The organism is Klebsiella aerogenes, from assembly GCA_029027985.1.
GTDB classification, from domain to species: domain Bacteria; phylum Pseudomonadota; class Gammaproteobacteria; order Enterobacterales; family Enterobacteriaceae; genus Klebsiella; species Klebsiella aerogenes_A.
On sequence record CP119076.1, the window covers coordinates 4106520 to 4132172 of the forward strand.

The following is a 25653-nucleotide window of genomic DNA, read 5'->3' on the forward strand; positions in this document are numbered from 1 at the left end:
TTAGAAGCCGCGCTGCTCTTTGATAAGTTCCCAGGCCTTCTGGATTTCCTGCGCTTTCTGTTTCGCCATTTCCATCATCTCCGGCGGCAGCCCTTTCGCGACCAGTTTATCCGGGTGATGCTCGCTCATTAACTTGCGGTAAGCGCGTTTTACGGTTGTCGCATCATCGGTCGGCTTCACGCCGAGCACGTTGCAGGCATCCTCAAGCGTCGGCCCACGTTGCGCCTGCTGCCATCCGGCATGACCGCCGCGCTGGCCATAAGATTGTTGCTGCGAGCCGCCGCCGAACTGCGCGCCGCCCTGCATCATGCGCAGGAACTGATCAAACTGGGCGCGGGAGATGCCGAGCTCGTCGGCAATAACAAACAGCACTTCACGTTCATTAGGATGTAATTCGCCGTCAGCGAAAGCCGCCTGGAGCTGAATTTCCAGAAACATCCTAATTAAATCGAAACGACCGAAACATGCGCTACGCAGCTGACGCATTTTCTCGCGCAGCGGATAATTATCGGCCTTACCGGCGCGAAAAGCCTGCTGCGCCGCGGTGCGCGACTCGCCGTGCAGGTTCATACGGTCCATCAGCACGTTAGCCACGTGAATATCGGCTTCCGTCACGCGCCCTTTGGATTTGGTCAGATGCCCCATCACTTCAAAAGTGGTGGAAAAGAACAGCGACTGCCGTTCCTGCTGGTTGGCAAATAAATTCAGTCGACGGCTACGGGCGCGGTCAAACATATGCCCCACCAGTAAGCCCAGCACCACGCCCCAAAAGCCGCCGCCCATCAATAATGCGACCGCAACCCCAATCACTTTACCCAAATACTGCATAGACTCCCCAATCTTTCCGCTACCAGTTAAGCTATATCTGACCGCACGTTACCAAGCGCTGACGCCACGGTCATGTGGGACATCGCCTATAATTTGCTTTATCATACTCGCCATTCTACACGGTGCCTAACGCTCAGAAACGAAACGAGTGGATTAAGACTAGCGCGATTAAGATGAGTACGTTAGGCTCTGACCGTTTGCAAGCCGCTGCCACAAGATGACGGAACAACAAATAAAACGTATGAAAAAACGTATTCCCAGCCTCCTGGCCACCATGATCGCCAGCGCCTTGTATAGCCAACAGGGCATGGCCGCCGATCTCGCCACGCAATGTATGCTTGGCGTACCAAGCTATAATCGTCCCCTCGTTGAAGGGAAGTCCAACGATCAGCCGGTGACGATTAACGCCGATCATGCGAAAGGCAACTATCCTGATAACGCCGTATTTACCGGCAATGTTGATATTAATCAGGGGAACAGCCGCCTGCAGGCTGACGAGGTTCAGCTACATCAGCAGCAACCGACGGGGCAACCGCAGCCGGTGCGCACCGTTGACGCACTAGGCAATGTGCATTACGACGACAACCAGGTCATCCTGAAGGGGCCGAAAGGCTGGTCGAACCTGAATACCAAGGATACCAACGTCTGGCAGGGTGACTACCAGATGGTGGGTCGCCAGGGGCGCGGCACCGCCGACTTGATGAAACAGCGCGGCGAAAACCGCTATACCATTCTGGAAAACGGCAGCTTTACCTCCTGCCTGCCGGGTTCTGACACCTGGAGCGTCGTCGGCAGCGAAGTGATCCACGACCGCGAAGAGCAGGTTGCCGAAATCTGGAACGCGCGCTTTAAGCTCGGTTCGGTACCAATTTTCTACAGCCCGTATCTGCAGCTGCCGGTTGGCGATAAGCGCCGTTCCGGCTTCCTGATCCCTAACGCCAAATACAGCACCAAAAACGGCGTAGAGTTCTCGCTGCCTTATTACTGGAACATCGCGCCGAACTTCGATGCCACCATCACCCCGCACTATATGAATAAGCGTGGCGGCGTGATGTGGGAAAACGAATTCCGTTACCTGACGAAGGCCGGTACCGGTGTGTTCGAATTCGACTACCTGCCGTCCGATAAAGTCTACGAAGACGACCACTCCAACGACAGCAACAGCCGCCGCTGGCTGTTCTACTGGAATCACTTTGGCGTGATCGATCAGGTCTGGCGCCTGAACGCTGACTACACCAAAGTCAGCGACCCGGACTACTTTAACGACTTCAGCTCCAAATACGGTTCCAGTACCGACGGTTATGCGACGCAGAAATTCAGCGCCGGCTACGTGGTGCAGAACTTCGATGCGACCGTGTCGACCAAACAGTTCCAGGTCTTCGATCGTAGCTCAAGCAACTCCTATGCGGCCCAACCGCAGCTGGACGTTAACTTCTACCAGAATGACGTCGGCCCGTTCGATACGCATCTCTATGCTCAGGCCGTGCATTTCATTAACACCAACGGCGATATGCCGGAAGCGACGCGTCTGCACGTTGAGCCGACGATCAACCTGCCGTTATCTAACGGCTGGGGAAGCATCAACACCGAGGCTAAGCTGCTGGCGACGCACTACCAGCAGAGCAATGTCGATGAATACCGCGCTTACGCGCAGCGTCAATATAACAATAATCCGACCAGCGATAATCAGTACGCCCTTAACTCAGCGAATGCGTTAAGAGACTCTGTTAACCGCGTGATGCCGCAATTCAAAATCGACGGCAAAATGGTCTTCGAGCGCAATATGCAGGAAGGGTATACCCAGACCCTGGAACCGCGCATGCAGTACCTGTACATCCCGTATCGCGACCAGAGCAGCATCGGCGTTTACGACTCGACTCTGCTGCAGTCTGACTATAGCGGCCTGTTCCGCGACCGCTCGTACAGCGGCCTTGACCGTATCGCATCGGCAAACCAGGTGACTACCGGCCTCACATCTCGCGTTTATGATGATGCGGCGGTTGAACGTTTTAATATTTCCGTTGGTCAAATCTACTATTTCACCGAGTCTCGTACCGGTGCGGACAACATCAACTGGGAGAATAACGACACAACGGGTTCACTGGTATGGGCCGGCGATACTTACTGGCGCATCTCCGATGACTGGGGTTTACGCGGGGGAATTCAGTACGATACACGTCTGGATAACGTCGCGACCGGCAGCGGAACCATTGAATACCGCCGCGACGAAAACCGCTTAGTACAACTGAATTACCGTTATGCGAGTCCGGAATACATTCAGGCGACGCTGCCTTCGTATTCCACCTCTCAGCAGTATAAAGAGGGTATTTCTCAGGTGGGTATGACCGCAAGCTGGCCGATTGTCGATCGTTGGTCGGTGGTCGGCGCGTACTACTTCGATACCAATACCAAAAAAGCGGCTAACCAGATGTTAGGGGTGCAGTACAACTCTTGCTGCTACGCTATCCGCCTTGGCTACGAACGTAAGATCAACGGCTGGGATACCAACAACGGCGGCGAGAGCAAATACGACAACACCTTCGGTATCAACATCGAACTGCGTGGTCTGAGCTCCAACTACGGTCTCGGCACCCAGCAGATGCTGCGTTCGAACATTTTGCCGTACCAGAGCTCCCTGTAAGGCGTCTGGTTTAAAACGTAACCCGCATTGGCGGTTAATTGAAATGGAAAAAGTATGAAGAACTGGAAAACGCTGCTTCTCGGTATCGCCATGATCGCGAATACCAGTTTCGCCGCCCCGCAGGTGGTCGATAAAGTAGCGGCTGTCGTCAATAATGGCGTTGTTCTGGAAAGCGACGTCGATGGTCTGATGCAGTCGGTGAAGCTCAACGCCGGTCAGGCGGGACAGCAGCTGCCGGATGACGCCACCCTGCGTCATCAGATCCTCGAAAGATTGATCATGGACCAGATCGTTTTGCAGATGGGTCAGAAAATGGGCGTGAAAGTCAGCGACGATCAGCTCGACCAGGCGATTGCCAACATCGCTAAGCAGAACAACATGAGCATGGATCAGATGCGCAGCCGTCTGGCTTACGAAGGTATTAACTACAACACCTACCGTAACCAGATCCGCAAAGAGATGCTGATTTCTGAAGTGCGTAACAACGAAGTGCGCCGCCGCGTTACCGTGCTGCCGCAGGAAGTTGAAGCGCTGGCCAAACAGATTGGCAATCAGAATGATGCCAGCACCGAGCTGAACCTGAGCCACATCCTGATTGCGCTGCCGGAAAACCCGTCCTCCGATCAGGTGGCGGCGGCAGAAGAGCAGGCGAAGTCCATCGTCGAACAGGCCCGTAGCGGCGCTAACTTCGGCAAACTGGCTATCACCTACTCCGCTGACCAACAGGCGCTGAAAGGCGGCCAGATGGGCTGGGGCCGTATTCAGGAGCTGCCAGGCATCTTCGCTCAGGCGTTAAGCACCGCGAAGAAAGGCGACATTGTCGGCCCGATTCGTTCCGGCGTCGGCTTCCATATCCTGAAAGTTAACGATATGCGCGGCGGCAGCCAGAACATCTCCGTGACTGAAGTCCATGCCCGTCACATTCTGCTGAAGCCGTCGCCGATCATGAACGACGCGCAGGCGCAGGCGAAGCTGGAGCAGATTGCGGCTGACATTAAGAGCGGCAAGACCACTTTCGATAAAGCAGCGAAAGAGTTTTCTCAGGATCCCGGTTCCGCCAACCAGGGCGGCGACTTAGGCTGGGCAACGCCTGATATCTTCGATCCGGCATTCCGCGATGCGCTGATGCGCCTGAACAAGGGCCAGACCAGTGCGCCGGTACACTCCTCCTTCGGCTGGCACCTGATTCAACTGATGGATACCCGCAACGTCGACAGAACCGACGCGGCGCAGAAAGACCGTGCCTACCGCATGCTGATGAACCGCAAATTCTCTGAAGAAGCGGCCACCTGGATGCAGGAACAGCGCGCCAGCGCCTACGTGAAAATTCTGAGCAACTAAAGTTCTGCCCCTCGGCGCTATGATGGCGTATTGAGGCGGCAGACCGGTCGCCCCAGCAGTCGCTGGGGCTGACTGCGCAGCCGGGCAACAAATAGCCCGAAGGAACGTTTCTATGCAACGTGTTGTTATCACTCCCGGCGAACCCGCGGGGATTGGTCCTGACCTTGTCGCCGAGCTTGCGCAGCGCGACTGGCCGGTTGAGCTGGTGATTTGCGCCGATGGCGCCCTGTTAACGGACCGAGCCCGCCAGCTCGGTCTTCCTTTATCGCTCCTTCCCTACGATCCGTCATGCCCACCGCAGCCACAGCGGGCAGGCACTCTGACTCTCCTTCCCGTCGCCCTCCACGCGCCCGTACAACCCGGCATACTGAATGTGGACAACGGCGCCTACGTGGTAGAGACCCTGGCGCGTGCCTGCGACGGCTGCCTGAATGGCGAATTCGCGGCGCTGATTACCGGGCCGGTGCATAAAGGCAATATCAACGATGCGGGCATCGCCTTCACCGGCCATACCGAGTTCTTTGAAGCGCGCGCGCATGCCAGCAAAGTGGTGATGATGCTGGCTACCGAAGAGCTGAGGGTGGCGCTGGCGACGACCCATCTACCGCTGAAAGCGATAAGCGAAGCAATAACGCCAGAGCTGCTGCGCGAAGTGATCACCATCCTGGATGACGATCTGCGGCATAAATTCGGTATCGCCCAGCCTCATGTGCTGGTGTGTGGCCTGAACCCCCACGCTGGCGAAGGCGGCCACATGGGAACGGAAGAGATAGATACCATTATTCCGGTGCTGGAAGAAATGCGCGCGAAGGGCATGAATCTCAGCGGCCCGCTGCCTGCGGATACTCTTTTTCAGCCAAAATATCTCGATAATGCCGATGCAGTGCTCGCGATGTACCACGATCAGGGCCTGCCCGTGCTAAAATACCAGGGCTTTGGCCGTGGCGTGAATATTACGCTCGGTTTACCTTTTATTCGTACCTCCGTCGACCACGGTACCGCGCTGGAATTAGCCGGTCAGGGGAAGGCGGACGTCGGCAGTTTTATCACGGCGCTTAATCTCGCCATCAAAATGATTGTTAATACCCAATGAATAATCGAGTCCATCAGGGCCATTTAGCCCGTAAACGCTTCGGGCAAAACTTTCTCAACGATCAGTTCGTGATCGACAGCATTGTCTCGGCCATCAATCCACAAAAAGGTCAGGCGATGGTCGAAATCGGCCCAGGTCTCGCCGCGTTGACCGAGCCGGTCGGCGAACGCCTCGACCAGTTGACCGTTATCGAGCTGGACCGCGATCTGGCGGCCCGTCTGCAAACACATCCGTTCCTCGGGCCGAAACTGACGATTTATCAGCAAGATGCGATGACCATGAACTTCGGCGAACTGTCGGAGAAAATGGGCCAGCCGCTGCGCGTTTTCGGCAACCTGCCGTACAACATCTCTACGCCGCTGATGTTCCACCTGTTCAGCTATACTGATGCCATTGCCGATATGCACTTTATGCTGCAGAAGGAAGTGGTTAATCGTCTGGTTGCCGGGCCGAACAGTAAGGCGTATGGTCGACTAAGCGTCATGGCGCAGTACTACTGCCAGGTGATCCCGGTACTTGAAGTACCGCCGACCGCCTTTACGCCGCCGCCAAAAGTGGATTCCGCCGTCGTTCGCCTGGTGCCACACAGCACCATGCCGTATCCGGTGAAGGATATCCGCGTACTGAGCCGCATCACCACTGAAGCCTTCAACCAGCGCCGCAAAACTATTCGCAATAGTCTCGGCAACCTGTTTAGCGTTGAAGTGCTGACGGAGCTGGGCATCGACCCGGCCGTGCGTGCGGAAAATATTTCTGTCGAGCAGTACTGTAAGATGGCCAACTGGTTATCCAACCATCTGCCTTCGAAGGAGAGCTAACCATGATTAATTCGCCTCGTGTTTGCGTTCAGGTGCAAAGCGTCTATATCGAATCGCAATCTTCCCCGGAAGAGGAGCGCTACGTCTTCGCTTACACCGTTACCATTCGCAACCTGGGGCGGAGTCAGGTTCAGCTTCTCGGCCGCTACTGGCTAATCACCAATGGTCACGGTCGCGAGACGGAAGTCCAGGGTGAAGGGGTGGTCGGCGAACAGCCGCACATCCCTGCCGGCGAAGAGTATCAATACACCAGCGGCGCAGTTATCGAAACGCCGCTGGGCACCATGCAGGGTCATTATGAGATGATCGATATTAACGGCGTGCCGTTCCATATCGAGATCCCTGTCTTCCGTCTCGCAGTCCCAACGCTCATACATTAAAAACACAATGGCTACATACCTTATTGGCGACGTCCACGGTTGCTACGATGAACTGATCGCATTATTGGAGCAGGTGGAGTTTAATCCTGATACGGATACGCTGTGGCTCACCGGCGATCTGGTCGCACGCGGCCCGGGTTCTCTGGAAGTGCTGCGCTTCGTTAAAATGCTTGGCGATAGCGTACGCATCGTGCTGGGCAATCATGACCTGCACCTGCTGGCGGTGTTTGCGGGGATCAGCCGCAACAAGCCGAAAGATCGTCTGACGCCACTGCTGGAAGCGCCGGACGCCGATGAGCTCCTCAACTGGCTGCGTCGCCAGCCGCTGATGCAGATCGACGAAGAGAAAAAACTGGTGATGGCTCATGCCGGCATCACGCCGCAGTGGGATTTAGACACCGCCAAACAGTGCGCGCGCGATGTTGAAGCCGTGCTGGCCAGCGACTCCTATCCGTTCTTCCTCGACGCGATGTACGGCGATATGCCGAACCACTGGAGCACTGAGCTCAGCGGTCTGGCGCGCCTGCGCTTTATCACCAACGCCTTCACCCGCATGCGCTACTGCTTCCCGAACGGCCAGTTGGATATGTACAGTAAAGAGGCGCCGGAAGACGCGCCTGCGCCGCTTAAACCCTGGTTCGCCATTCCCGGTCCGGTCTCACGCGAGTACAGCATCGTATTTGGTCACTGGGCGTCGCTGGAAGGTCGCGGCACGCCGGAAGGGATTTACGGGCTGGATACCGGTTGCTGCTGGGGCGGCGATCTCACCTGTCTGCGCTGGGAAGATAAAACATATTTTACCCAACGCTCGAACCGGCAGAAAAGCCTCGACGAGGGCGAAGCGGTCGCCTCCTGAGTTCATCCGGGATGCGCAGTATTCGGTAGCCCGGCTAAGCGTAGCGCGAGCCGGGATATTCCCGGATGGCGGCGCTCTGCGCCTGATCCGGGCTACAAACTCGCAGGTGATTCCCGATAAAACAAAACCCCGGCCGCGCATCACGCGACCGGGGTTTTTTAATCCGCACGATACCTGTTTAACGGCGTTCGAGGATCTCGAAGCAGTAGCTATGCGAGTTCTGCGCGTCAGCATCGTGAAACTCGCTGAACACGGATTCCCACTCGTCCGGATCGTAATCCGGGAAATGGGTATCGCCTTCCACTTCCGCGTCGATATGGGTCAAATACAGCTTATGCGCTTTCGGCAGGAACTGCTCGTAAACGCGGCCGCCGCCGATAACCATAATTTCTTCCACGTCGCCGCAGGCGGCAACCGCTTCCTCAACAGACTTCACCCACTGCACGCGATCGTCGCTGCCCGGCTTGCTGCTGATCACGATATTTTTACGTCCTGGCAACGGGCGACCAATGGATTCCCAGGTCAGACGCCCCATCACGACAGGCTTGTTTAAGGTGTTACGTTTAAACCAGGCGAGATCGGCAGGCAAGTCCCATGGCATGGCGTTTTCCATGCCAATAACGCGATCTACAGCTAACGCCGCAATCAGACTAATCATTGAAAATTTCCCGAGTGCAAAAAATTGCCGCCACTATACGGAAAGCGTAATACTTCGTCGACTGAACGAAGAGTAAAGAATAAGAAAATTTTTCGATTTGCTGGCGAGCCCACGTAAGCCTTGTGAGCCGCCAGTTCAGGAACTAAATTGAAAACAAAATGTTAGCTGTAAAGTTAACGTAACATTTATTCACCGGGTCAGGCGGATGGCTTATTTTCCGGCTCATCGCGCATGTCTCCGGTATGCCGCCCCTCTTCGGTGCCCTGCCAACCATGACGCTGTACCAACAACAGATGATTGCGGTCTTCGTTGATGATTCCGGTCAGCATATCGCTGGTACGTTTGTACACCGCCACGCGGGACGCGGCATCATTTTCCGCCAGCGCCACCATCTCTTCCACCATCTGTAGGTTGAAGCGACGAAACAGATCGGCGCGCTCGCGGGCTTCATAAGCGCCCAGCCCTAAGGCTTCCAGCGTCATACGGCCGCTTTTCAACGCCGACTCGAAGGTCTCACGTTCCGGCGCCTCCACCCCAGCCTGGCGCAGTTGGATATAGTGATCGACATCGCGGGCGCGCGAAATGATCTGCAGATGCGGAAAGTGCTCTTTTGCCAGTTCCACCAGTTGCAAACTCGCCTGAGGATCGTCGATGGCGTTAATCAGCACTTCCGCCTTTTCCGCCCCCGCCGACTCCAGCAAATCCACCCGCGTGGCATCGCCGTAAAACACTTTCATATCAAACTTGCGTAGCGTATCGACGTGATCCGGATCGTGGTCGAGGATCACCATCTTCACGCCGCTGGAGAGCAACATACGGCCAGCGATCTGCCCATAGCGACCGAAACCCGCGACAATCACCCGCGGCTGCTCCTCGTCAATCTCGTCCGCTTCCCGTTCCTGCCCGCTGGCAGATTTATCCATCCGGGTCAGCAGCACCAGCAGGATCGGCGTTGCCGCCATCGACAGCGCCACCGCCAGGGTCAGCGCCTTCGCCCACTCGCTATCCAGCACATCGGCCATCTGCGCCGCGCCGAAGACCACGAAAGCGAACTCACTCCCCTGCCCCAGCAGCACGGCAAACCAGCGGCGCTGCGCGCGCGGTACGCCCAACGGTTTGGCAATCAACCATAACATCACCGCTTTAATCACCAGGAAACCAACCAACAGAATCAGGATGCGCAGCGGATGGGTCATCAGCGTACCGAAGTCGATAGACATGCCGACGCCAATAAAGAACAGCCCCAGCAGCAGCCCTTTAAATGGCTCGATATCACTCTCCAGCGCATGGCGATATTCCGAGCTCGCCAGCAGTACCCCGGCCAGGAACGCGCCCATCGCCATCGACAGCCCCACTTCTTCCAGCAGCAATCCGAAGCCGAAAACCAGGAACAGGGCCACGGCGCTGAATACTTCGCGCAGGCCGGAACGGGCGACGAAGCGCAGCATCGGCCGGGTCAGGTAACGCCCTAACAGCACCACCAACGCCAGCGCGCCAGCCACTTTCAGCGCCGACAGCGCAAACGCGGCAAGCGTGGTCGACCCGCCGCTGGCCGCCAGCAGCGGGATCATCGCCACTAATGGGATCGCCGCGATATCCTGGAACAACAACACCGCAAAGGCGCTACGTCCCAACTGCGTCACCGTCAGGTTGCGCTCATTCATTGCCTGCATCGCAATTGCCGTCGACGACAGCGCCAGCGTCATGCCAATCAGCTCCGCAACCTGCCAGCGCAGACCAAGCAACATGCAGAACAGGCCGATAAATGCGCCGCACACCACCATCTGCAGCGCACCGCCGCCGAAGACCGATGCGCGCAGTTTCCACAAACGCTGCGGATCCAGCTCAAGGCCGATCACAAATAGCATCAGCACCACGCCGATCTCCGCAAAGTGCAAAATCGACTCGGCGTCGGTCACCAGACGTAGCCCCCACGGGCCAATAATGCAGCCGGCGATCAGGTATCCCAACACCGACCCCAACCCCAGGCGCACGGCAATCGGGACGATAAGCGCAGCGGATCCAAGATAAATCAGCGCCTGTATTAGCGTATGGCTATCCATTATTGTGCGCCTCCTGCCATTCGATTAAACGTTGACGATAATGACGAGCCTGCGCCTGCAGCGTTTCATCGTCGCAGACAAAGGTGCAGTGCATCGCAAACGGCGGCAACCACGTCATCCCACAGTACAACGCGGTTGCCTGCAGCGGCTGCGCCAGCACGTCAAAGCCGGGGAATGAACCGATATCGAAATGGCTTTCACCGCCGCCGGTAGTCACCGCCCACATCAGCGATTTACCTCGCAGCGCAATGCCGTGATGGCCGTACGCCCAGCCGTGGGCTAGCACTTTATCCATCCACAATTTGAACAACGGCGGAACGCTGTACCACTGCATAGGGTGCTGCCAGATAACCAGATCGGCGCGCGCCAGCGCCGCCTGTTCAGCAGCGATATCGATATTGAAGTCGGGGTAAAGCTCATAGAGGGAGCGTATCTCTACGCCATCAAGCGTCCCTGCTTGTTCAAGCATCCGCTTATTCGCATGCGAGTGATGCGGATAGGGATGCGAATAAATTATCAGAATCATTGATTAGCCTGCGTTAGCTCTTGTTGTAATCAGCAAGAGTGTAGACAGTTAATCAAAGCGCTTACAATGATAAATGTGATTTATATCTCACCTATTTACGCATTTCGCGGCTGTTTATTGACCGCGTTGGCAGATACATCAGCATCGAGATCACACCGCTTCGGCAACAGGTAAGTCAGAGTCCCGGCAATGATTAACGACCCCGCCAGCGCGCAGACCGCCACATTCTGACCATACAAATAGATCATCACCCCGACCAAATACGGACCGCAAAAGCCGCCAAGATTCCCCAGACCATTGATCACTCCACGGGCGCTACCGGCCACTTCCGGCGAGGCGATACGCCCCGGCATCGACCAGAAAGGGCTGGTGGCCGATTTGAGGAAAAAACCGCATACCACCAGCGCCACGTAGGCCGCGACAACCTGCTCCCTCAGCACGACGGACGCCACCAGCGCCGCCGCGAAGCTGTAGAGCGAGAAACGCACCCACAGTCGGCGTTTGCCGCTGCGATCGCTGAACAGAGAAATGACGTAGATTCCCGCCAGGGTAGCGACGAATGGCAGCACCGCCAGAAAACCAACGCTGGCCATATCGCCGCTGGTTAACCCTTTGAGGATCGTCGGCAACCACAGGGTATAGCCGTAGTCGCCGGTCTGGTAGAAGAAGTTGAGAACCACCAGCTTCATCAGGCCACTGTTGCGAAAGACATCCTTCACCGGCGCATTGCTGACCGGCGCTTCCGCCATTTTCACCGCCCGCTCTGCTGCCAGCGTCGCGACCAAATACTCCCGTTCACGCGTAGGCAGCCAGCGGGCCTGTTCCGGACGGTCGCTGATCGTCAGCCACCATACCGCCAGCACGATCAGCGATAGCAGACCTTCGATAATAAACAGCCAACGCCAGTCGAGCGCAGCGATAATCGCGCCTGAGACCGGCGCCGTCAGCATGCCGCCCAGCGGCGCAAACATCATCACGAAGGCATTGGCCCGGCCCAGCTCTTTTTCCGGGAACCAGTTGCTTACCATCGTCAGCACCACCGGCAGCATACCGCCTTCAGAAACGCCGAGAATAAAGCGCAAAACCAGCAGCTGATATTCATGGGTGACGAAACCGGTCGCTATCGAAACAATGGCCCAGGCAACCAACGACCAGGCGATAAACCTTTTACCGCTCCCGTTAACCGCAATCCGCCCGCCGGGAATTTGCAGAAATAAATAACCAATAAAGAAGATCCCGCTCGCCACCCCCGCCATTTGGCTGGTGATGCCTAAATCCTCTTCCATACCGCCGGGCAACGCAAAGCTAATATTGACCCGGTCCATAAACGAAATAATACAGGCGATTAAAACTGGCGCGATGATGCGCAGCCAGCGAGTGCCGGGAATGTTATCGTTCATATTTCGCACGCTCTCTACAGAGGTTAACGTTGTAATGAAAATCGAGTGGGGTACAGCAACAGGCGTTAGTCGATAGCGTTCGGCAATGGGCGATCGGAGAAATAGGCTGCGATATTAGCGAATACGACGTCACTCATTTTTTGCCGCGTTTCGTGCGTGGCGCTGGCGACATGAGGTTGCAGAACCACATTATCCAGCGCGATAAGCTCGGCAGGTACCCACGGCTCCTCGGCAAAAACATCCAGCCCGGCGCCGGCGATAACACCGTTTTGTAACGCCGCAATCAGCGCCGGTTCATCGACCAACGAACCGCGAGCAATATTGATAAGCCAGGCGTGCTTTGGCATCGCGTTGAATACCGAGGCATCAATAATTCCCCGATTGGCCTCGCCTGCGGAAGCGGCGATCACCAGAAAATCGCTTTCCCGTGCCAGGGTGTGCAGATCGGCACACCACTGATAACCCAGTGCTTCCTGTGGCTTACGGTCGGTATAACGCACCTGCATATCAAAACCGCTGGCGCGGCGGGCGATCGCCTGACCGATGTTGCCCATGCCGAAAATACCGATGCGTTTACCGCTAACCTGGGTCGCCAGCGGCATACCGCCATTCGCCCAGCGGCCTTCACGCACAAAGCGATCGCCCTGACACAGTTGACGAGCGCCTGTCAGCAGTAGTCCCATCGCCAGATCGGCGACGTCATTCGTCAGCACGCCGGAGGTAATCGAGACGGCGATATCACGGGAACGGGTATAGTGCAAATCGACCGCATCGGTTCCGACGCCAAAAATCGCGATCAGCCCAAGGTGCGGCAGTAACTCCAGTATGCTGTTGGCGACGCCCACATCGCCGCGGGTCACGACGGCAGCGATATTTTCGCCCTGCTCACGCAGAAAGGCGATCGGATCATCCTGCTCATACAGGCGGAATAGCGGATAGTCGGCGGCCAGCTGCGCCTGCAGCGAATCAACGACAGGAGCCACCAACAGTACGGCGCGGGTTAGAACGTGTTTCATCAGATCACCTGTTTAACTTTGCTTAATGACGGTTGCCATTATCAAACGGGTTTTCTGTGGGGGATTTTGCGACCTACATCACGCTGGATCGTGTTAAAAATAGCTGTTACGCCGTCCGTGATCGCTAAGGCAAAACCCGCGTCTGGCGGGCATCAGGAGATGGTTAGATGGTTTCGCCCATCGACAGACGATAATGGAGATCGACTTTCTCGATAGTCGGTAATCCTTTCATTTTCTTAATCAGGATTTCAGTCGCGACCTTCCCCATTTCAAAACGCGGGGTCAGCACGCTGGCGAGGCGCGGGGAGACGATTTGCCCCATTTCCAGACCGTGGAAACCCGCAATCGCCATCTCCTGCGGCACCCTGATGCCGCTGGCGAGACACTCCTGCAACACGCCGACCGCCAGATCGTCGTTAGTGCAGAGGATAGCGTCCATGTCGGCATACATCTGCCGCGCAAGGGTCATCATGCCGGTGCCAATAGAAACCGACGACACCTTGTTCGGTGCAATACGCCCGGCCGTTAATCCGGCGTTTTCCATCGCCTGGCAATAGCCAGCGTAGCGCTGTTCATCACGAACATCCGACATGGAGCCAAAATAGATGACCTGCCGTTTACCGCTCGCCAGCAGCATCGCCGTCATATCGAATCCCGCTTTAACGTTATCGAAACCGACATTGATGCGCCCGGGGTTATCCGCCAGCCCCATCACTTCCGCCACCGGGATCTTCGCCGCATTGAGGTACTTCTCCGCCCGCAAAGTATGCACGGAATCGGTGAGCAGTATCCCTTTAACGTTAAAGGCCAGCACGGCGGCAATCTGTTCCTCTTCCCGTTGCCGGTCATAGTCATAATTAACGACCAATGTCTGGTAACCGTGAACGGCGGTGACCGCTTCGATACCGGCCAGTAAATCGGCAAAAATCTGGTTATGAAAGGAAGGGATCAGCACGCCGATGCGCGGCACGCTGACGCTGCTCATCGCCGGGTTATCCGGATCGGGCTGATAGCCAATCTCGGCAATGACGCTGGCGATACGCTCCGCCGTCTCCGGTTTAACCTTATCCGGGGTGCGTAAATAACGGCTGACGGTCATTTTGGTTACGCCGGACAGCGCGGCAATATCATTGAGCGTAATACGTTGTGCTTTCATCTTTCGACCCGTCAATTACTTCCACAGCATCAAGCCATTATGCCTGTCGGCGCGGAAAAAGAGAATCTCGCCGCGGCGGAGTTAACCCTTTGAACTGGAGGAATTTCTATCCTGCTTCACGTTTAGCGTAACCCCTTTTCGTAACACGGTTTTGAGTGATCGCCATCACGGTTTTACCGGGTAAAAATCCGTGAGATAGAGGTCAGGCGATTCCGACTCCACGATGCGTGAAATCAGCAACGTCATTTATCTTCAGCGGTTAATCAGGATATCAGGATGAAAGATCTTTTCAGCTTACAAGGCAAACGCATTTTAATTACTGGCTCAGGACAGGGAATTGGTTTCGTGATGGCGCAGGGGCTGGCGCAGTACGGCGCAGAAATTATTATCAACGATATTTCCGCGCCGCGCGCCGATGAAGCGGTGATGAAATTACGCGATGAAGACATTGCGGCGCACGCTGCGGTGTTTAACGTCACCGACCCCGATTCGGTAGAAAACGCGATTACCCGCATCGAAAACGAAATCGGCGCCATCGACGTGCTCTTTAATAACGCCGGTATTCAACGCCGCCATCCCTTTACCGAATTTCCGGTACAGGAATGGAATGATGTGATTGCCGTTAACCAAACGGCGGTGTTCCTCGTCTCTCAGGCTGTTGCGAAGCGCATGGTGAAACGGGAACAAGGAAAAATCATCAACATCTGTTCGATGCAAAGCGAACTTGGCCGCGACACCATCACTCCGTATGCCGCAGCCAAAGGGGCGGTAAAAATGCTGACTCGCGGCATGTGCGTTGAGCTGGCGCGGCACAATATTCAGGTCAACGGTATCGCCCCGGGTTACTTCAAAACCGCCATGACGCAGGCATTAGTCGACGATCGCGCCTTCACCGACTGGTTATGCAAACGCACACCGGCAGCCCGCTGGGGCGATCCGCAGGAGTTGGTCGGCGCGGCGGTATTTCTCTCATCGAAGGCATCCGACTTCGTCAACGGCCATCTGCTGTTTGTTGACGGCGGCATGTTGGTCGCTGTCTGAGGATCGACCGCGCCCTGGCTTATAACAGGGCGCGGACAACGGCTCTGCAACCTGTTGCGGAGCCGCGTAAACTTAGTTATCCAGTTCGTCCATTGACTTCACCTGGTCGCGATTAATCTGCTCCACGCGGCCGGTTTCGGCGTTTTTGTAGGACACTAGTCCAGTATCGTCATCGACCTGTGGCTTACCGCTGGTCACAATCGTTTTGCCGTCCGTCGTTTTGATCGACTGATTCGATGAGCAACCAGCAACAAATAATATCGCCGTTGCCGCCAGCGCGGATGCCACCAGAATGTTGTTCCGCATTGTATCCTCCTGTCTTTTCATCAATTGATATCGTTATCATGCTAACTCTAGTTAGCCTGACCCGACAGGTGGATAAAAGCAGAACTCTCCGAAGATGACCGACACAAAAAAAAACGGGCCGACGATATCGTCGGCCCGGCGCGCTTATTTGGTGATTTGCGCGTGCATTTCCTGAACCGAAGTCACCTTCTCGGTGGCGTCGGCATTCAGCGCCATCGCCGTCGCGAAGCCGCCGTTCAGGGTGGTGTCGTAATGCACCTTGTACTGCAGCGCGCTGCGGCGAATCAGCTTGGAGTCTTCAATCGCCTGACGGCCTGCGGTGGTGTTGATGATGTAAGTGTACTCGCCATTCTTGATACGGTCCTGAATGTGCGGACGGCCTTCATGCACCTTGTTCACCAGACGCGGGTTGATACCCGCTTCGCCCAGCACAATCGCGGTACCGTGGGTCGCATCCAGCTCGAAGCCCTGCTTCAGCAGCTTCGCCGCCAGGTCGACAACGCGCTCTTTATCGCCTTCGCGAACGGAGAGCAGCGCACGGCCCTGTTTCTTTATGGTGGAGTTACTGCCGAGCTGTGCCTTAGCGAATGCTTCCGCGAAGGTGCGGCCCACGCCCATCACTTCACCGGTAGAGCGCATTTCCGGCCCTAACAGCGGGTCCACGCCCGGGAATTTGTTGAACGGCAGCACCACTTCTTTCACCGAGTAGTACGGCGGGATGATCTCTTTGGTGACGCCCTGTTGCGCCAGGGTTTTTCCGGCCATCACGCGCGCCGCCACTTTCGCCAGCGGCACGCCGGTAGCTTTCGAGACGAACGGTACGGTACGCGCTGCGCGCGGGTTGACTTCAATCAGGTACACTTCGTTGTTTTTAACCGCGAACTGTACGTTCATCAAGCCACGAACCTGCAGTTCGAAGGCCAGCTTCTGCACCTGCTCGCGCATCACATCCTGAATCTCTTTGCTCAGGGTGTAGGCTGGCAGAGAACACGCGGAGTCGCCGGAGTGTACGCCTGCCTGCTCGATATGCTCCATGATGCCGCCAATCAGCACCATTTCACCATCGCAGATGGCATCGACATCGACTTCCACCGCATCGTCAAGGAAGCGGTCCAGCAGCACCGGCGCATCGTTGGAAACGCTCACCGCGGTCTGGAAGTAGCGACGCAGGTCGGCTTCGTCGTAGACGATTTCCATCGCGCGGCCGCCGAGTACGTAGGATGGACGCACTACCAGCGGGTAGCCAATCTCTTTCGCCTTCTCAACCGCTTGTTCAATCGCGGTCACCGTGGCGTTGGCTGGCTGTTTCAGCTTCAGACGGTCAACCGCATGCTGGAAGCGCTCACGGTCTTCTGCGCGGTCAATCGCATCCGGGCTGGTGCCGATAACCGGTACGCCTGCGGCTTCAAGTTCGCGCGCCAGTTTCAGTGGAGTCTGGCCGCCGTACTGCACGATAACGCCTTTTGGTTTCTCGATGCGCACGATTTCCAGCACGTCTTCCAGGGTTACCGGCTCGAAGTACAGGCGGTCGGAAGTGTCATAGTCGGTAGAGACGGTTTCCGGGTTACAGTTGACCATAATGGTCTCGTAGCCGTCTTCGCGCAGCGCCAGCGAGGCATGTACGCAGCAGTAGTCAAATTCGATACCCTGGCCGATACGGTTCGGGCCGCCGCCGAGGACCATGATTTTGTCGCGGTCGACGGACGGGTTGGATTCACACTCGTCTTCATAGGTGGAGTACATGTAGGCGGTGTCGGTAGCGAATTCCGCCGCGCAGGTATCCACACGCTTGTAGACCGGGTGCAGGTTGTACTGGTCACGCAGCTTGCGGATTTCCGCTTCGCGCACGCCCGCCAGCTTCGCCAGACGCGCATCGGCAAAACCTTTACGCTTCAGGTGACGCAGGAAGTCCGCGTCGAGGCCGTTGATGCCCACTTCCGCCACTTTCTCTTCCAGACGCACCAGCTCTTCAATCTGTACCAGGAACCAGCGGTCGATATTGGTCAGGTTGAACACGCCATCGACGGAGAGGCCCGCGCGGAAGGCATCAGCGATATACCAGATACGCTCAGCGCCGGCGTCTTTCAGCTCGCGGCGGATTTTGGTCAGCGCTTCCGGGTCATCGAGGCTCACTTTCGGGTCGAAGCCGGTCGCGCCCACTTCCAGGCCGCGCAGCGCTTTCTGCAGCGATTCCTGCTGCGTGCGGCCAATCGCCATCACTTCGCCGACGGACTTCATCTGAGTCGTCAGGCGGTCATTGGCGCCAGCGAATTTTTCAAAGTTGAAGCGTGGAATCTTAGTCACAACGTAGTCGATGGACGGTTCGAACGACGCCGGAGTACGGCCGCCGGTGATGTCGTTCATCAGCTCGTCGAGGGTGTAACCCACTGCCAGCTTGGCAGCCACTTTAGCAATCGGGAAGCCGGTCGCTTTCGAGGCCAGCGCCGAGGAGCGGGATACGCGCGGGTTCATTTCGATAACAATCAGGCGACCGTCTTTCGGGTTCACCGAGAACTGCACGTTAGAACCACCGGTTTCTACGCCGATTTCACGCAGTACCGCCATCGAGGCGTTACGCATGATTTGGTATTCTTTGTCGGTCAGGGTCTGCGCCGGAGCAACGGTAATGGAATCGCCGGTGTGGATGCCCATCGCATCGAAGTTTTCAATCGAGCAGACAATGATGCAGTTGTCGTTTTTATCACGCACCACTTCCATCTCGTACTCTTTCCAGCCGATCAGCGATTCATCAATCAGCAGCTCGTTGGTTGGCGAGAGATCCAGGCCACGTTCGCAGATTTCTTCGAACTCTTCACGGTTGTAAGCGATACCGCCACCGGTGCCGCCCATGGTGAAGCTTGGGCGGATGATGCATGGGAAGCCGACGTCAGCGGCAACCGCCAGCGCTTCTTCCATGGTGTGCGCGATACCGGAACGCGCGGTGTCGAGGCCGATTTTCTTCATCGCTACGTCGAAACGGCGACGGTCTTCGGCTTTATCAATCGCATCGGCGGTAGCACCAATCATGGTCACGCCGAACTCTGCCAGCACGCCCTGACGTTCCAGTTCCAGCGCGCAGTTCAGCGCGGTCTGGCCGCCCATGGTCGGCAGCACCGCATCCGGGCGCTCTTTTTCGATGATTTTACGTACTACTTCCCAGTGAATCGGCTCAATGTAAGTCGCATCGGCCATTTCCGGGTCGGTCATGATGGTGGCGGGGTTGGAGTTCACCAGAATGACGCGGTAGCCTTCTTCACGCAGGGCTTTACATGCCTGCGCGCCGGAGTAGTCAAACTCGCACGCCTGGCCGATAACAATCGGGCCAGCGCCGAGGATCAGGATGCTTTTTATATCTGTACGTTTTGGCATGGTCTTCTCGGCTCCTGATTATTTAGCGGTCTTACGGTAAAGCTCGATAAGTTCGATAAAGTGATCGAACAGCGGCGCGGCATCGTGCGGCCCCGGGCTCGCTTCAGGGTGCCCCTGGAAGCTGAACGCCGGTTTGTCAGTACGATGAATCCCCTGCAGGGTGCCGTCGAACAGCGACTTGTGGGTCACGCGCAGGTTGGCGGGCAGCGTGGCTTCGTCAACCGCAAAACCGTGGTTCTGGGCGGTAATCATCACCACGTTGTTATCAATATCTTTAACCGGGTGGTTACCGCCGTGGTGGCCGAATTTCATCTTAATGGTCTTCGCACCGCTCGCCAGCGCTAGCAGCTGATGGCCGAGGCAGATGCCAAATACCGGGATATCGGTGGTGAGGAATTTTTCAATCGCCGCGATAGCGTAATCGCACGGCGCCGGGTCACCAGGACCGTTGGACAGGAAAATACCGTCCGGATTGAGCTTGAGAACCTCTTCCGCAGAGGTCTGCGCCGGTACCACCGTCAGGCGGCAGCCGCGGTCAACCAGCATACGCAGGATGTTACGCTTGGCGCCGAAGTCATAAGCCACGACATGGAACGGCAGCTCGCTTTCCGCTTTCGCTTCCGGCAGGTCGCCTGCCAGCGACCAGCTCCCCTGCGTCCAGGCGTAAGTCTCTGCGGTAGTGACTTCTTTCGCCAGATCCATGCCATTCAGGCCCGGGAACGCCTGCGCTTTTTCCAGCGCCAGCTGCCCGTCGAGGTTGTCGCCCGCGATGATGCAGCCGTTCTGCGCCCCTTTCTCACGCAGCAGACGCGTCAGCTTACGGGTATCGATATCGGCAATCGCCACGATGTTATGGCGCTTGAGGTAAGAAGAAAGGTCTTCGGTATTGCGGAAGTTGCTGGCAATCAGCGGCAGGTCGCGAATGACCAGACCCTGAGCGTGTACCTGAGAAGATTCTTCATCGGCGGCGTTGGTGCCGACATTACCAATATGGGGATAAGTAAGAGTGACGATTTGGCGGGAATAGGAAGGATCAGTGAGGATTTCTTGATAACCGGTCATTGAAGTATTGAAAACGACTTCCCCAACCGCCGTGCCGGTTGCCCCGATGGCCCGACCGTGAAACTGGGTTCCGTCTTCCAGAACCAAAAGCGCTGACTTAATCAAAACACCCTCCAGAGAATATTCACTCACTTTATTTGCATATTAATGCAGAAACTAGATCTGAATCAATGCAAATTTTTGCCCGCAGAATTTTGGCAAACGGCGGCATTCTGGAGAGATGTCGGGTAAAAGTCAACTTAAAGCGGATATTTTTAATCTTCTTTTACGTCACTGGAGCGTAACTGTCGATTTTAACGCTAAAAAGATCAACTAACCTGGTTGAGAAAACGCTTGCGGGCGAGAAAGATTGTAAAATCGGGCGAGGGGCGCTAAAAAAGTGGACCAGATGGTCAAAATTTACAATTCAATAACCAAAAAACAATAGATAAGTTAGTTTTATACCGGTTTAAATAAATAAAACATGAGATAAAGGTAAAATAAAAAAGGGCAATAAAATATTGCCCTTTGCAATCAATCACATATTGAATGCAATAACCACATCACGATGGGTAATAATCATTATAAAGTGTTCAGTTCAAGCACATCCCTCATGTCGAAAAGACCATTTTTCTTATCTTTTAGCCATAATGCGGAACGAACGGCGCCATTGGCAAAAGTCATTCGGCTGGAGGCTTTATGGGTAATTTCGATACGTTCGCCGATATCGGCGAACATCGCCGTATGTTCGCCGACGATGTCGCCCGCACGAACGGTGGCAAAGCCAATGGTACCCGGCACGCGCTCGCCGGTGTAGCCTTCACGGCTGTAGACCGCGCAGTCCTTCAGATCCTTGTTCAGCGCCCCGGCGATCGCTTCGCCCATCGCCAGCGCAGTGCCTGACGGCGCATCCACTTTATGCCGATGGTGAGCTTCGATAATTTCGATATCGGTGTAGTCGCCCATCACCTTCGCCGCCTTCTCCAGCAGCTTTAACAGGACGTTGACGCCAACGCTAAAGTTGGCGGCGAAGACGATCGCTATCTCCTGTGCGGCATCGTTGATCGCCTGTTTGCCGGCGTCATCAAAGCCGGTGGTGCCGATAACCATCGCTTTACCGTGCTGACGGCAGAAAGCAAGATGGTTGAGCGTGCCTTCCGGGCGGGTAAAATCAATCAGCACGTCGAAATCGCCCTGAACCGCCGCCAGGCTGCTTTGTACCGCAACGCCAGCTTTTCCCGCGCCCGCCAGTTCACCCGCGTCACTGCCGACCAGACTTGAACCTTCGCGCTCCAACGCCGCGCCCAGCGCCACGCCGTCCATCTGTAGCGCGGCCTGAATTAACTGGCGCCCCATCCGGCCGCCCGCGCCCGCGATGGCCACGCGGATTTGTGCATCATGCATAGCTATTCTCTTTTGTTAACTTCACGTGAATTGTTTTCAGAGTAACCAGCCCATTGCATAGCCGCTACTCAAAAACGCCGATAATTAGAAATTTATGACAAACGGCGGTCGATATCAGTAAAAACTATACCCTAAATAATTCGAGTTGCAGGACAAAACGGCTGGCCGTTTTGAACGGCGCTTGCGCTGGCCCCATAGGGGCGAGGCCCCGTCCCCCGCCATCTGGAGCAAGGGGTTAAAAGCGATTTTCTGGAAGCGGAAATCAGTTATGGCAAAGTCGACAGACTGGAGCGCCTTTATACACGGTAAAGTGACCGATACCGTTTAATCGCCCCGGCGAAAACCACAAGATTCGCGGATCACCAGCGCGGGCGGAAGAATAATACGTTTCGGCGGCTCATCATTGCCCTGAATACGGCTATATAGCAGCTCGCCGGCTTTACGCCCAATCTCTTTCGCTGCCACCGAAACGGTGGTTAGCGCAGGCTGGACCAACGCCGCTTCGGTAATATCATCGAAGCCCACCAACGCAAAATCTCGCCCCGGCTCGCGGCCCATTTTACGCAACGCCTGCATCACTCCCAGAGCGACAATATCCTGATAGCAAACGGCAGCGGTAATTTGCGGATGTTGGGATAACAGCGACTCCGCCACTTTGGCACCATCAATCTGGCTTGCCTGCGCGGTGACGATCCACTGTGGATTTGGAGAAATACCGCTTTCCAACAGCGTGCTGGTAAAACCGCCAATGCGTTGCGCCCGGGTGCCGGAACTCGGGCTACCACCAATAAAGGCGATATTCTGATGACCCATTTTTAGCAGATGCGTCGTCGCCATCTGGGTACCAAGAAAGTTATCGGTGCCGACAAAATCAAAGTCCGGATCGCTCAGCGGACGTACCACCATAATGGCCGGGATATTGCGTCTTTTCAGCGCATCGAAAAACGAGGACGGTGTTTCCCGTGCCGCGCACAGCACCATCCCGCAGGCACTATTGCGCATCAGCGAATCAACAAACTTCTGTTGGCGTTCGCCAGACTCTTCACTGTTAGCCAGAAACAGCAGTAAATCATGGCGTTCCATTTCATGGCTCAGTCCCGCCGTCATCTCGCCATAAAACGGGTTGGTGATGTCATGTAACAGTAATCCAACTTGGTTACTGCTACGGTTGCGTAAGTTGGCGGCAGTCTGGTTGTAGACATAGCCGGTATCATCCAGCGCTTTCAATACCCGGTCCCGCGTGGCCTGCGAAATACGTCCCCGATTACGCAATACCATTGAGACGGTTGCCGTAGAGACCCCGGCCCGTTCGGCAACCTGCGCCAGCGTCACTGTCGTCATGATTCCTCCTGTTCGTTCACATCAGATTAATCGAATAACCTAAAAATTGCATTTTTCCCTGTGACCACACTCACATTAACACCCATTTCACCCACTACGTTGCTGGTTATGCCGGGTTAATCGCGTTAACCACACTATCAAAATGAGGTTAATCGATTAATCTTAATTTAGCGAATACGGAGAGAAAATATGCAAACGACCTATGATAAATTCCCTGAAGTGGTTGTTCAGGGTTACGACGACCAAGCCTGGCAAGGCTGGGAGGCCATCTCCACGGCGCTTAATACCCGAATCGCCACCCAGTCCAGAACTATTGTGGTTGTGGATTGTTATCCAGGCGTCTGGCTTGCTGAGCTGGAGCAACGCCTGCTGCCGTTACTCAATGCCACACTGGCGCTCAACGTCGAATCTGCCCGCCGGGATGAACAAGCGCTACACGACCTGCTGGCCCGCAACCTCACCGACGACCGCGTATTCGGCGTCCTCTCCTGTCATCATCTGAATGAGTTTTTTGATGAGGAAAAACTATGCCGGATGCGCCAGCAAATCGACGCCACTAGCAAGGGCGTCATTGTCGTCTACGGGCCAGGCGCGACATTAGTTCATCCGGGCGATGTTCTGATTTACGCCGACCTGCCGCGCTGGGAAATTCAGCAACGTATGCGCCACGATGGGCTGGGCAACTGGGGGGCTAAGAACCAGGATGAAGATATTCTTCGCCGCTACAAGCGCGCCTTTTTTATTGAATGGCGGGTCTTCGATCGCCATAAAACACCGCTGCTCAAGCGAACCGATTTTTTACTCGATACCACCATAGAGAATGTCCCGATGCTGATCAGCGGAGACGCGCTGCGCGCCGGACTGCAACAAACCACCACTCGTCCATTCCGCGTTGCTCCCTTCTTCGACCCCGGCGTCTGGGGTGGGCAGTGGATGAAACAACAGTTCGATCTCGATCCCACGGCGCCCAACTACGCATGGTGTTTTGATTGCGTGCCCGAGGAAAACAGCCTGTTACTGCGTTTTGGCAACGTGCGGATCGAGATCCCCTCTCAGGACCTGGTACTGCTATACCCTCGTGCGCTGCTTGGTGAAAAGGTTCACGCCCGATTTGGAGCGGAATTTCCGATTCGCTTTGATTTTCTCGACACCATCGGCGGGCAAAATCTGAGTTTTCAGGTCCACCCGCTAACCGAATATATCCAGCAGCAGTTTGGTATGCATTACACCCAGGATGAGAGCTACTACATTCTCGAAGCAGAGCCAGATGCGGTCGTTTATCTCGGCACCAAAACCGGCATTGAGCCGCAGGCGATGCTGGACGACCTTCGCGCCGCCGGTCGTGGAGAAAAAGCGTTCAACGATGCGCGTTTTGTTAACTCGATCCCGGCGCAGAAGCACGATCACTTTTTGATCCCGGCCGGAACGGTCCACTGCTCCGGTAGCGGCACGATGGTACTGGAGATCAGCGCCACACCGTATATTTTCACCTTCAAGTTATGGGACTGGGGCCGACTGGGCCTCGATGGTTTACCACGTCCCGTACATCTCGATCACGGCGAGCAGGTTATAGACTGGCAGCGTGATACACAGTGGGTCGAGGAGAACCTGGTGAACCGTATCGATCTCATCGCCGAAGGTGAAGGCTGGCGGGAAGAGCGAACCGGGATGCACGAACGCGAGTTTATCGAAACCCGTCGCCACTGGTTCACCAAACCGGTTATTCACCACACGCAAGGCGGCGTTAACGTGCTGAACCTGGTGGAGGGCGCGAAGGCGGTGGTCGATAGCCCAAGCGGAGCATTCGAGCCCTTCACCGTTCATTATGCCGAGACCTTTATTATTCCCGCCGCAGTCGGTGAATACCGGATTTCACCCGCAGGCGAAGGCGTCAGGCAACCGCTCGCCACTATAAAAGCCTGGGTAAGAGGATAAATACATGATCAACGTGATTGTCGCCAGCCACGGTCCTCTCGCTGACGCTCTGCTCGCCAGCAGTCGGATGGTTTACGGTGAATTACCGCATGTTTTCACCGTGACGCTTAGCGAGCAGGCGGGCATTGAAGGCTTTAAACAGGATTTCGCCACGACGCTGAAAAACGCAGGGCACAACGCTGATGGCGTGCTGGTGTTATGCGATATGCAAAGCGGGACCCCGTGGAACGTCGCCTGCCAGTATGCATTTTCCGCTGGAACAACGCCTCCGCTCGCCGTCATCGCGGGAGTGAATTTTCCCATGCTGCTGCAAAGTGAAGACATTAGCCATTTCACTGACGTTCATGCCGCAGCCGAGCAACTGCTGGAAATGGCCGTCCCGACGCTGATAAAAGCCGCCCCGGTTTTATCTATTCAGTCAGATGATTTTTAAAGGAAAC

The 25653-nt window shown here is 55.9% G+C and carries 21 protein-coding genes and 1 pseudogene; 10 read left to right on the plus strand and 12 right to left on the minus strand.

Annotated elements, in window-relative coordinates; all coding sequences use genetic code 11:
- Positions 1-828 carry a co-chaperone DjlA gene (gene djlA, locus PYR66_19445; GenBank protein WEF27432.1) on the minus strand — a complete coding sequence of 276 codons (828 nt, stop codon included), beginning with the start codon at positions 826-828 and terminating at the stop codon, positions 1-3.
- A 241-nt stretch (positions 829-1069) separates the two neighbouring features.
- Here djlA and lptD point away from each other — a divergent pair, with 241 nt between their 5' ends.
- The 6 genes from lptD to apaH all read left to right on the plus strand — a co-directional run bounded on the left by lptD (position 1070) and on the right by apaH (position 7957).
- On the plus strand, positions 1070-3469 hold the full coding sequence (gene lptD, locus PYR66_19450) for an LPS assembly protein LptD (GenBank protein ID WEF27433.1): 2400 nt from the start codon (positions 1070-1072) through the stop codon (positions 3467-3469).
- 54 nt (positions 3470-3523) lie between these two features.
- Positions 3524-4810 (plus strand): peptidylprolyl isomerase SurA, encoded by a 1287-nt coding sequence (surA, locus tag PYR66_19455; GenBank protein ID WEF27434.1) that lies wholly within the window; start codon positions 3524-3526, stop codon positions 4808-4810.
- A gap of 112 nt (positions 4811-4922) precedes the next feature.
- Positions 4923-5903 (plus strand): 4-hydroxythreonine-4-phosphate dehydrogenase PdxA, encoded by a 981-nt coding sequence (gene pdxA, locus PYR66_19460; GenBank protein ID WEF27435.1) that lies wholly within the window; start codon positions 4923-4925, stop codon positions 5901-5903.
- Positions 5900-6721 (plus strand): 16S rRNA (adenine(1518)-N(6)/adenine(1519)-N(6))-dimethyltransferase RsmA, encoded by an 822-nt coding sequence (rsmA, locus tag PYR66_19465; protein WEF27436.1) that lies wholly within the window; start codon positions 5900-5902, stop codon positions 6719-6721. Before pdxA ends, rsmA begins: the two co-directional genes overlap by 4 nt.
- 2 nt (positions 6722-6723) lie before the next feature.
- Positions 6724-7101, plus strand: a complete 378-nt coding sequence (gene apaG, locus PYR66_19470; protein ID WEF27437.1) for a Co2+/Mg2+ efflux protein ApaG — start codon at positions 6724-6726, stop codon at positions 7099-7101.
- A 7-nt stretch (positions 7102-7108) separates the two neighbouring features.
- Positions 7109-7957 (plus strand): bis(5'-nucleosyl)-tetraphosphatase (symmetrical) ApaH, encoded by an 849-nt coding sequence (apaH, locus tag PYR66_19475; protein WEF27438.1) that lies wholly within the window; start codon positions 7109-7111, stop codon positions 7955-7957.
- Positions 7958-8135: 178 nt separating this feature from the next.
- Here the strand turns inward: apaH and folA are convergent, their stop codons facing one another.
- From folA to PYR66_19505, 6 genes are all read right to left on the minus strand, one after another.
- Positions 8136-8615 (minus strand): type 3 dihydrofolate reductase, encoded by a 480-nt coding sequence (folA, locus tag PYR66_19480; GenBank protein WEF27439.1) that lies wholly within the window; start codon positions 8613-8615, stop codon positions 8136-8138.
- Positions 8616-8812: 197 nt separating this feature from the next.
- Positions 8813-10678: a glutathione-regulated potassium-efflux system protein KefC gene (gene kefC, locus PYR66_19485; protein WEF27440.1), complete on the minus strand. Its 1866-nt coding sequence runs from the start codon at positions 10676-10678 to the stop codon at positions 8813-8815.
- On the minus strand, positions 10671-11204 hold the full coding sequence (gene kefF / locus PYR66_19490; protein ID WEF27441.1) for a glutathione-regulated potassium-efflux system oxidoreductase KefF: 534 nt from the start codon (positions 11202-11204) through the stop codon (positions 10671-10673). Before kefF ends, kefC begins: the two co-directional genes overlap by 8 nt.
- Positions 11205-11299: 95 nt before the next feature.
- On the minus strand, positions 11300-12604 hold the full coding sequence (locus PYR66_19495) for an MFS transporter (GenBank protein ID WEF27442.1): 1305 nt from the start codon (positions 12602-12604) through the stop codon (positions 11300-11302).
- A gap of 65 nt (positions 12605-12669) precedes the next feature.
- Entirely contained in the window at positions 12670-13620 is a 951-nt protein-coding gene (locus tag PYR66_19500) for a 2-hydroxyacid dehydrogenase (protein WEF27443.1), read from the minus strand.
- 163 nt (positions 13621-13783) lie between these two features.
- Entirely contained in the window at positions 13784-14776 is a 993-nt protein-coding gene (locus PYR66_19505) for a LacI family DNA-binding transcriptional regulator (GenBank protein WEF27444.1), read from the minus strand.
- A 276-nt stretch (positions 14777-15052) separates the two neighbouring features.
- On the opposite strand from PYR66_19505, the gene idnO reads away from it, so the two are divergent.
- Positions 15053-15817: a gluconate 5-dehydrogenase gene (gene idnO, locus PYR66_19510; protein ID WEF27445.1), complete on the plus strand. Its 765-nt coding sequence runs from the start codon at positions 15053-15055 to the stop codon at positions 15815-15817.
- A 72-nt stretch (positions 15818-15889) separates the two neighbouring features.
- Here the strand turns inward: idnO and PYR66_19515 are convergent, their stop codons facing one another.
- From PYR66_19515 to dapB, 4 genes are all read right to left on the minus strand, one after another.
- The gene (locus PYR66_19515) at positions 15890-16123 is read right to left on the minus strand and encodes a YgdI/YgdR family lipoprotein (protein WEF27446.1); all 234 of its coding nucleotides are present in this window, start codon (positions 16121-16123) and stop codon (positions 15890-15892) included.
- 144 nt (positions 16124-16267) lie between these two features.
- Positions 16268-19492 carry a carbamoyl-phosphate synthase large subunit gene (gene carB / locus PYR66_19520; GenBank protein ID WEF27447.1) on the minus strand — a complete coding sequence of 1075 codons (3225 nt, stop codon included), beginning with the start codon at positions 19490-19492 and terminating at the stop codon, positions 16268-16270.
- Positions 19493-19510: 18 nt separating this feature from the next.
- Positions 19511-20659: a glutamine-hydrolyzing carbamoyl-phosphate synthase small subunit gene (gene carA / locus PYR66_19525; protein ID WEF27448.1), complete on the minus strand. Its 1149-nt coding sequence runs from the start codon at positions 20657-20659 to the stop codon at positions 19511-19513.
- 456 nt (positions 20660-21115) lie between these two features.
- Positions 21116-21937 (minus strand): 4-hydroxy-tetrahydrodipicolinate reductase, encoded by an 822-nt coding sequence (gene dapB / locus PYR66_19530; GenBank protein WEF27449.1) that lies wholly within the window; start codon positions 21935-21937, stop codon positions 21116-21118.
- Positions 21938-22153: 216 nt separating this feature from the next.
- On the opposite strand from dapB, the pseudogene PYR66_19535 reads away from it, so the two are divergent.
- Positions 22154-22246, plus strand: a pseudogene (locus PYR66_19535) (response regulator).
- A 15-nt stretch (positions 22247-22261) separates the two neighbouring features.
- Here PYR66_19535 and PYR66_19540 read toward each other — a convergent pair.
- Positions 22262-23278 carry a LacI family DNA-binding transcriptional regulator gene (locus PYR66_19540; GenBank protein ID WEF27450.1) on the minus strand — a complete coding sequence of 339 codons (1017 nt, stop codon included), beginning with the start codon at positions 23276-23278 and terminating at the stop codon, positions 22262-22264.
- Between the two features lie 189 nt (positions 23279-23467).
- Between PYR66_19540 and PYR66_19545 the strand changes: the two genes are divergently transcribed.
- The gene (locus PYR66_19545; protein WEF27451.1) at positions 23468-25213 is read left to right on the plus strand and encodes a class I mannose-6-phosphate isomerase; all 1746 of its coding nucleotides are present in this window, start codon (positions 23468-23470) and stop codon (positions 25211-25213) included.
- 4 nt (positions 25214-25217) lie between these two features.
- Positions 25218-25646: a PTS fructose transporter subunit IIA gene (locus tag PYR66_19550; GenBank protein WEF27452.1), complete on the plus strand. Its 429-nt coding sequence runs from the start codon at positions 25218-25220 to the stop codon at positions 25644-25646.
- Positions 25647-25653 lie beyond the last annotated feature (7 nt).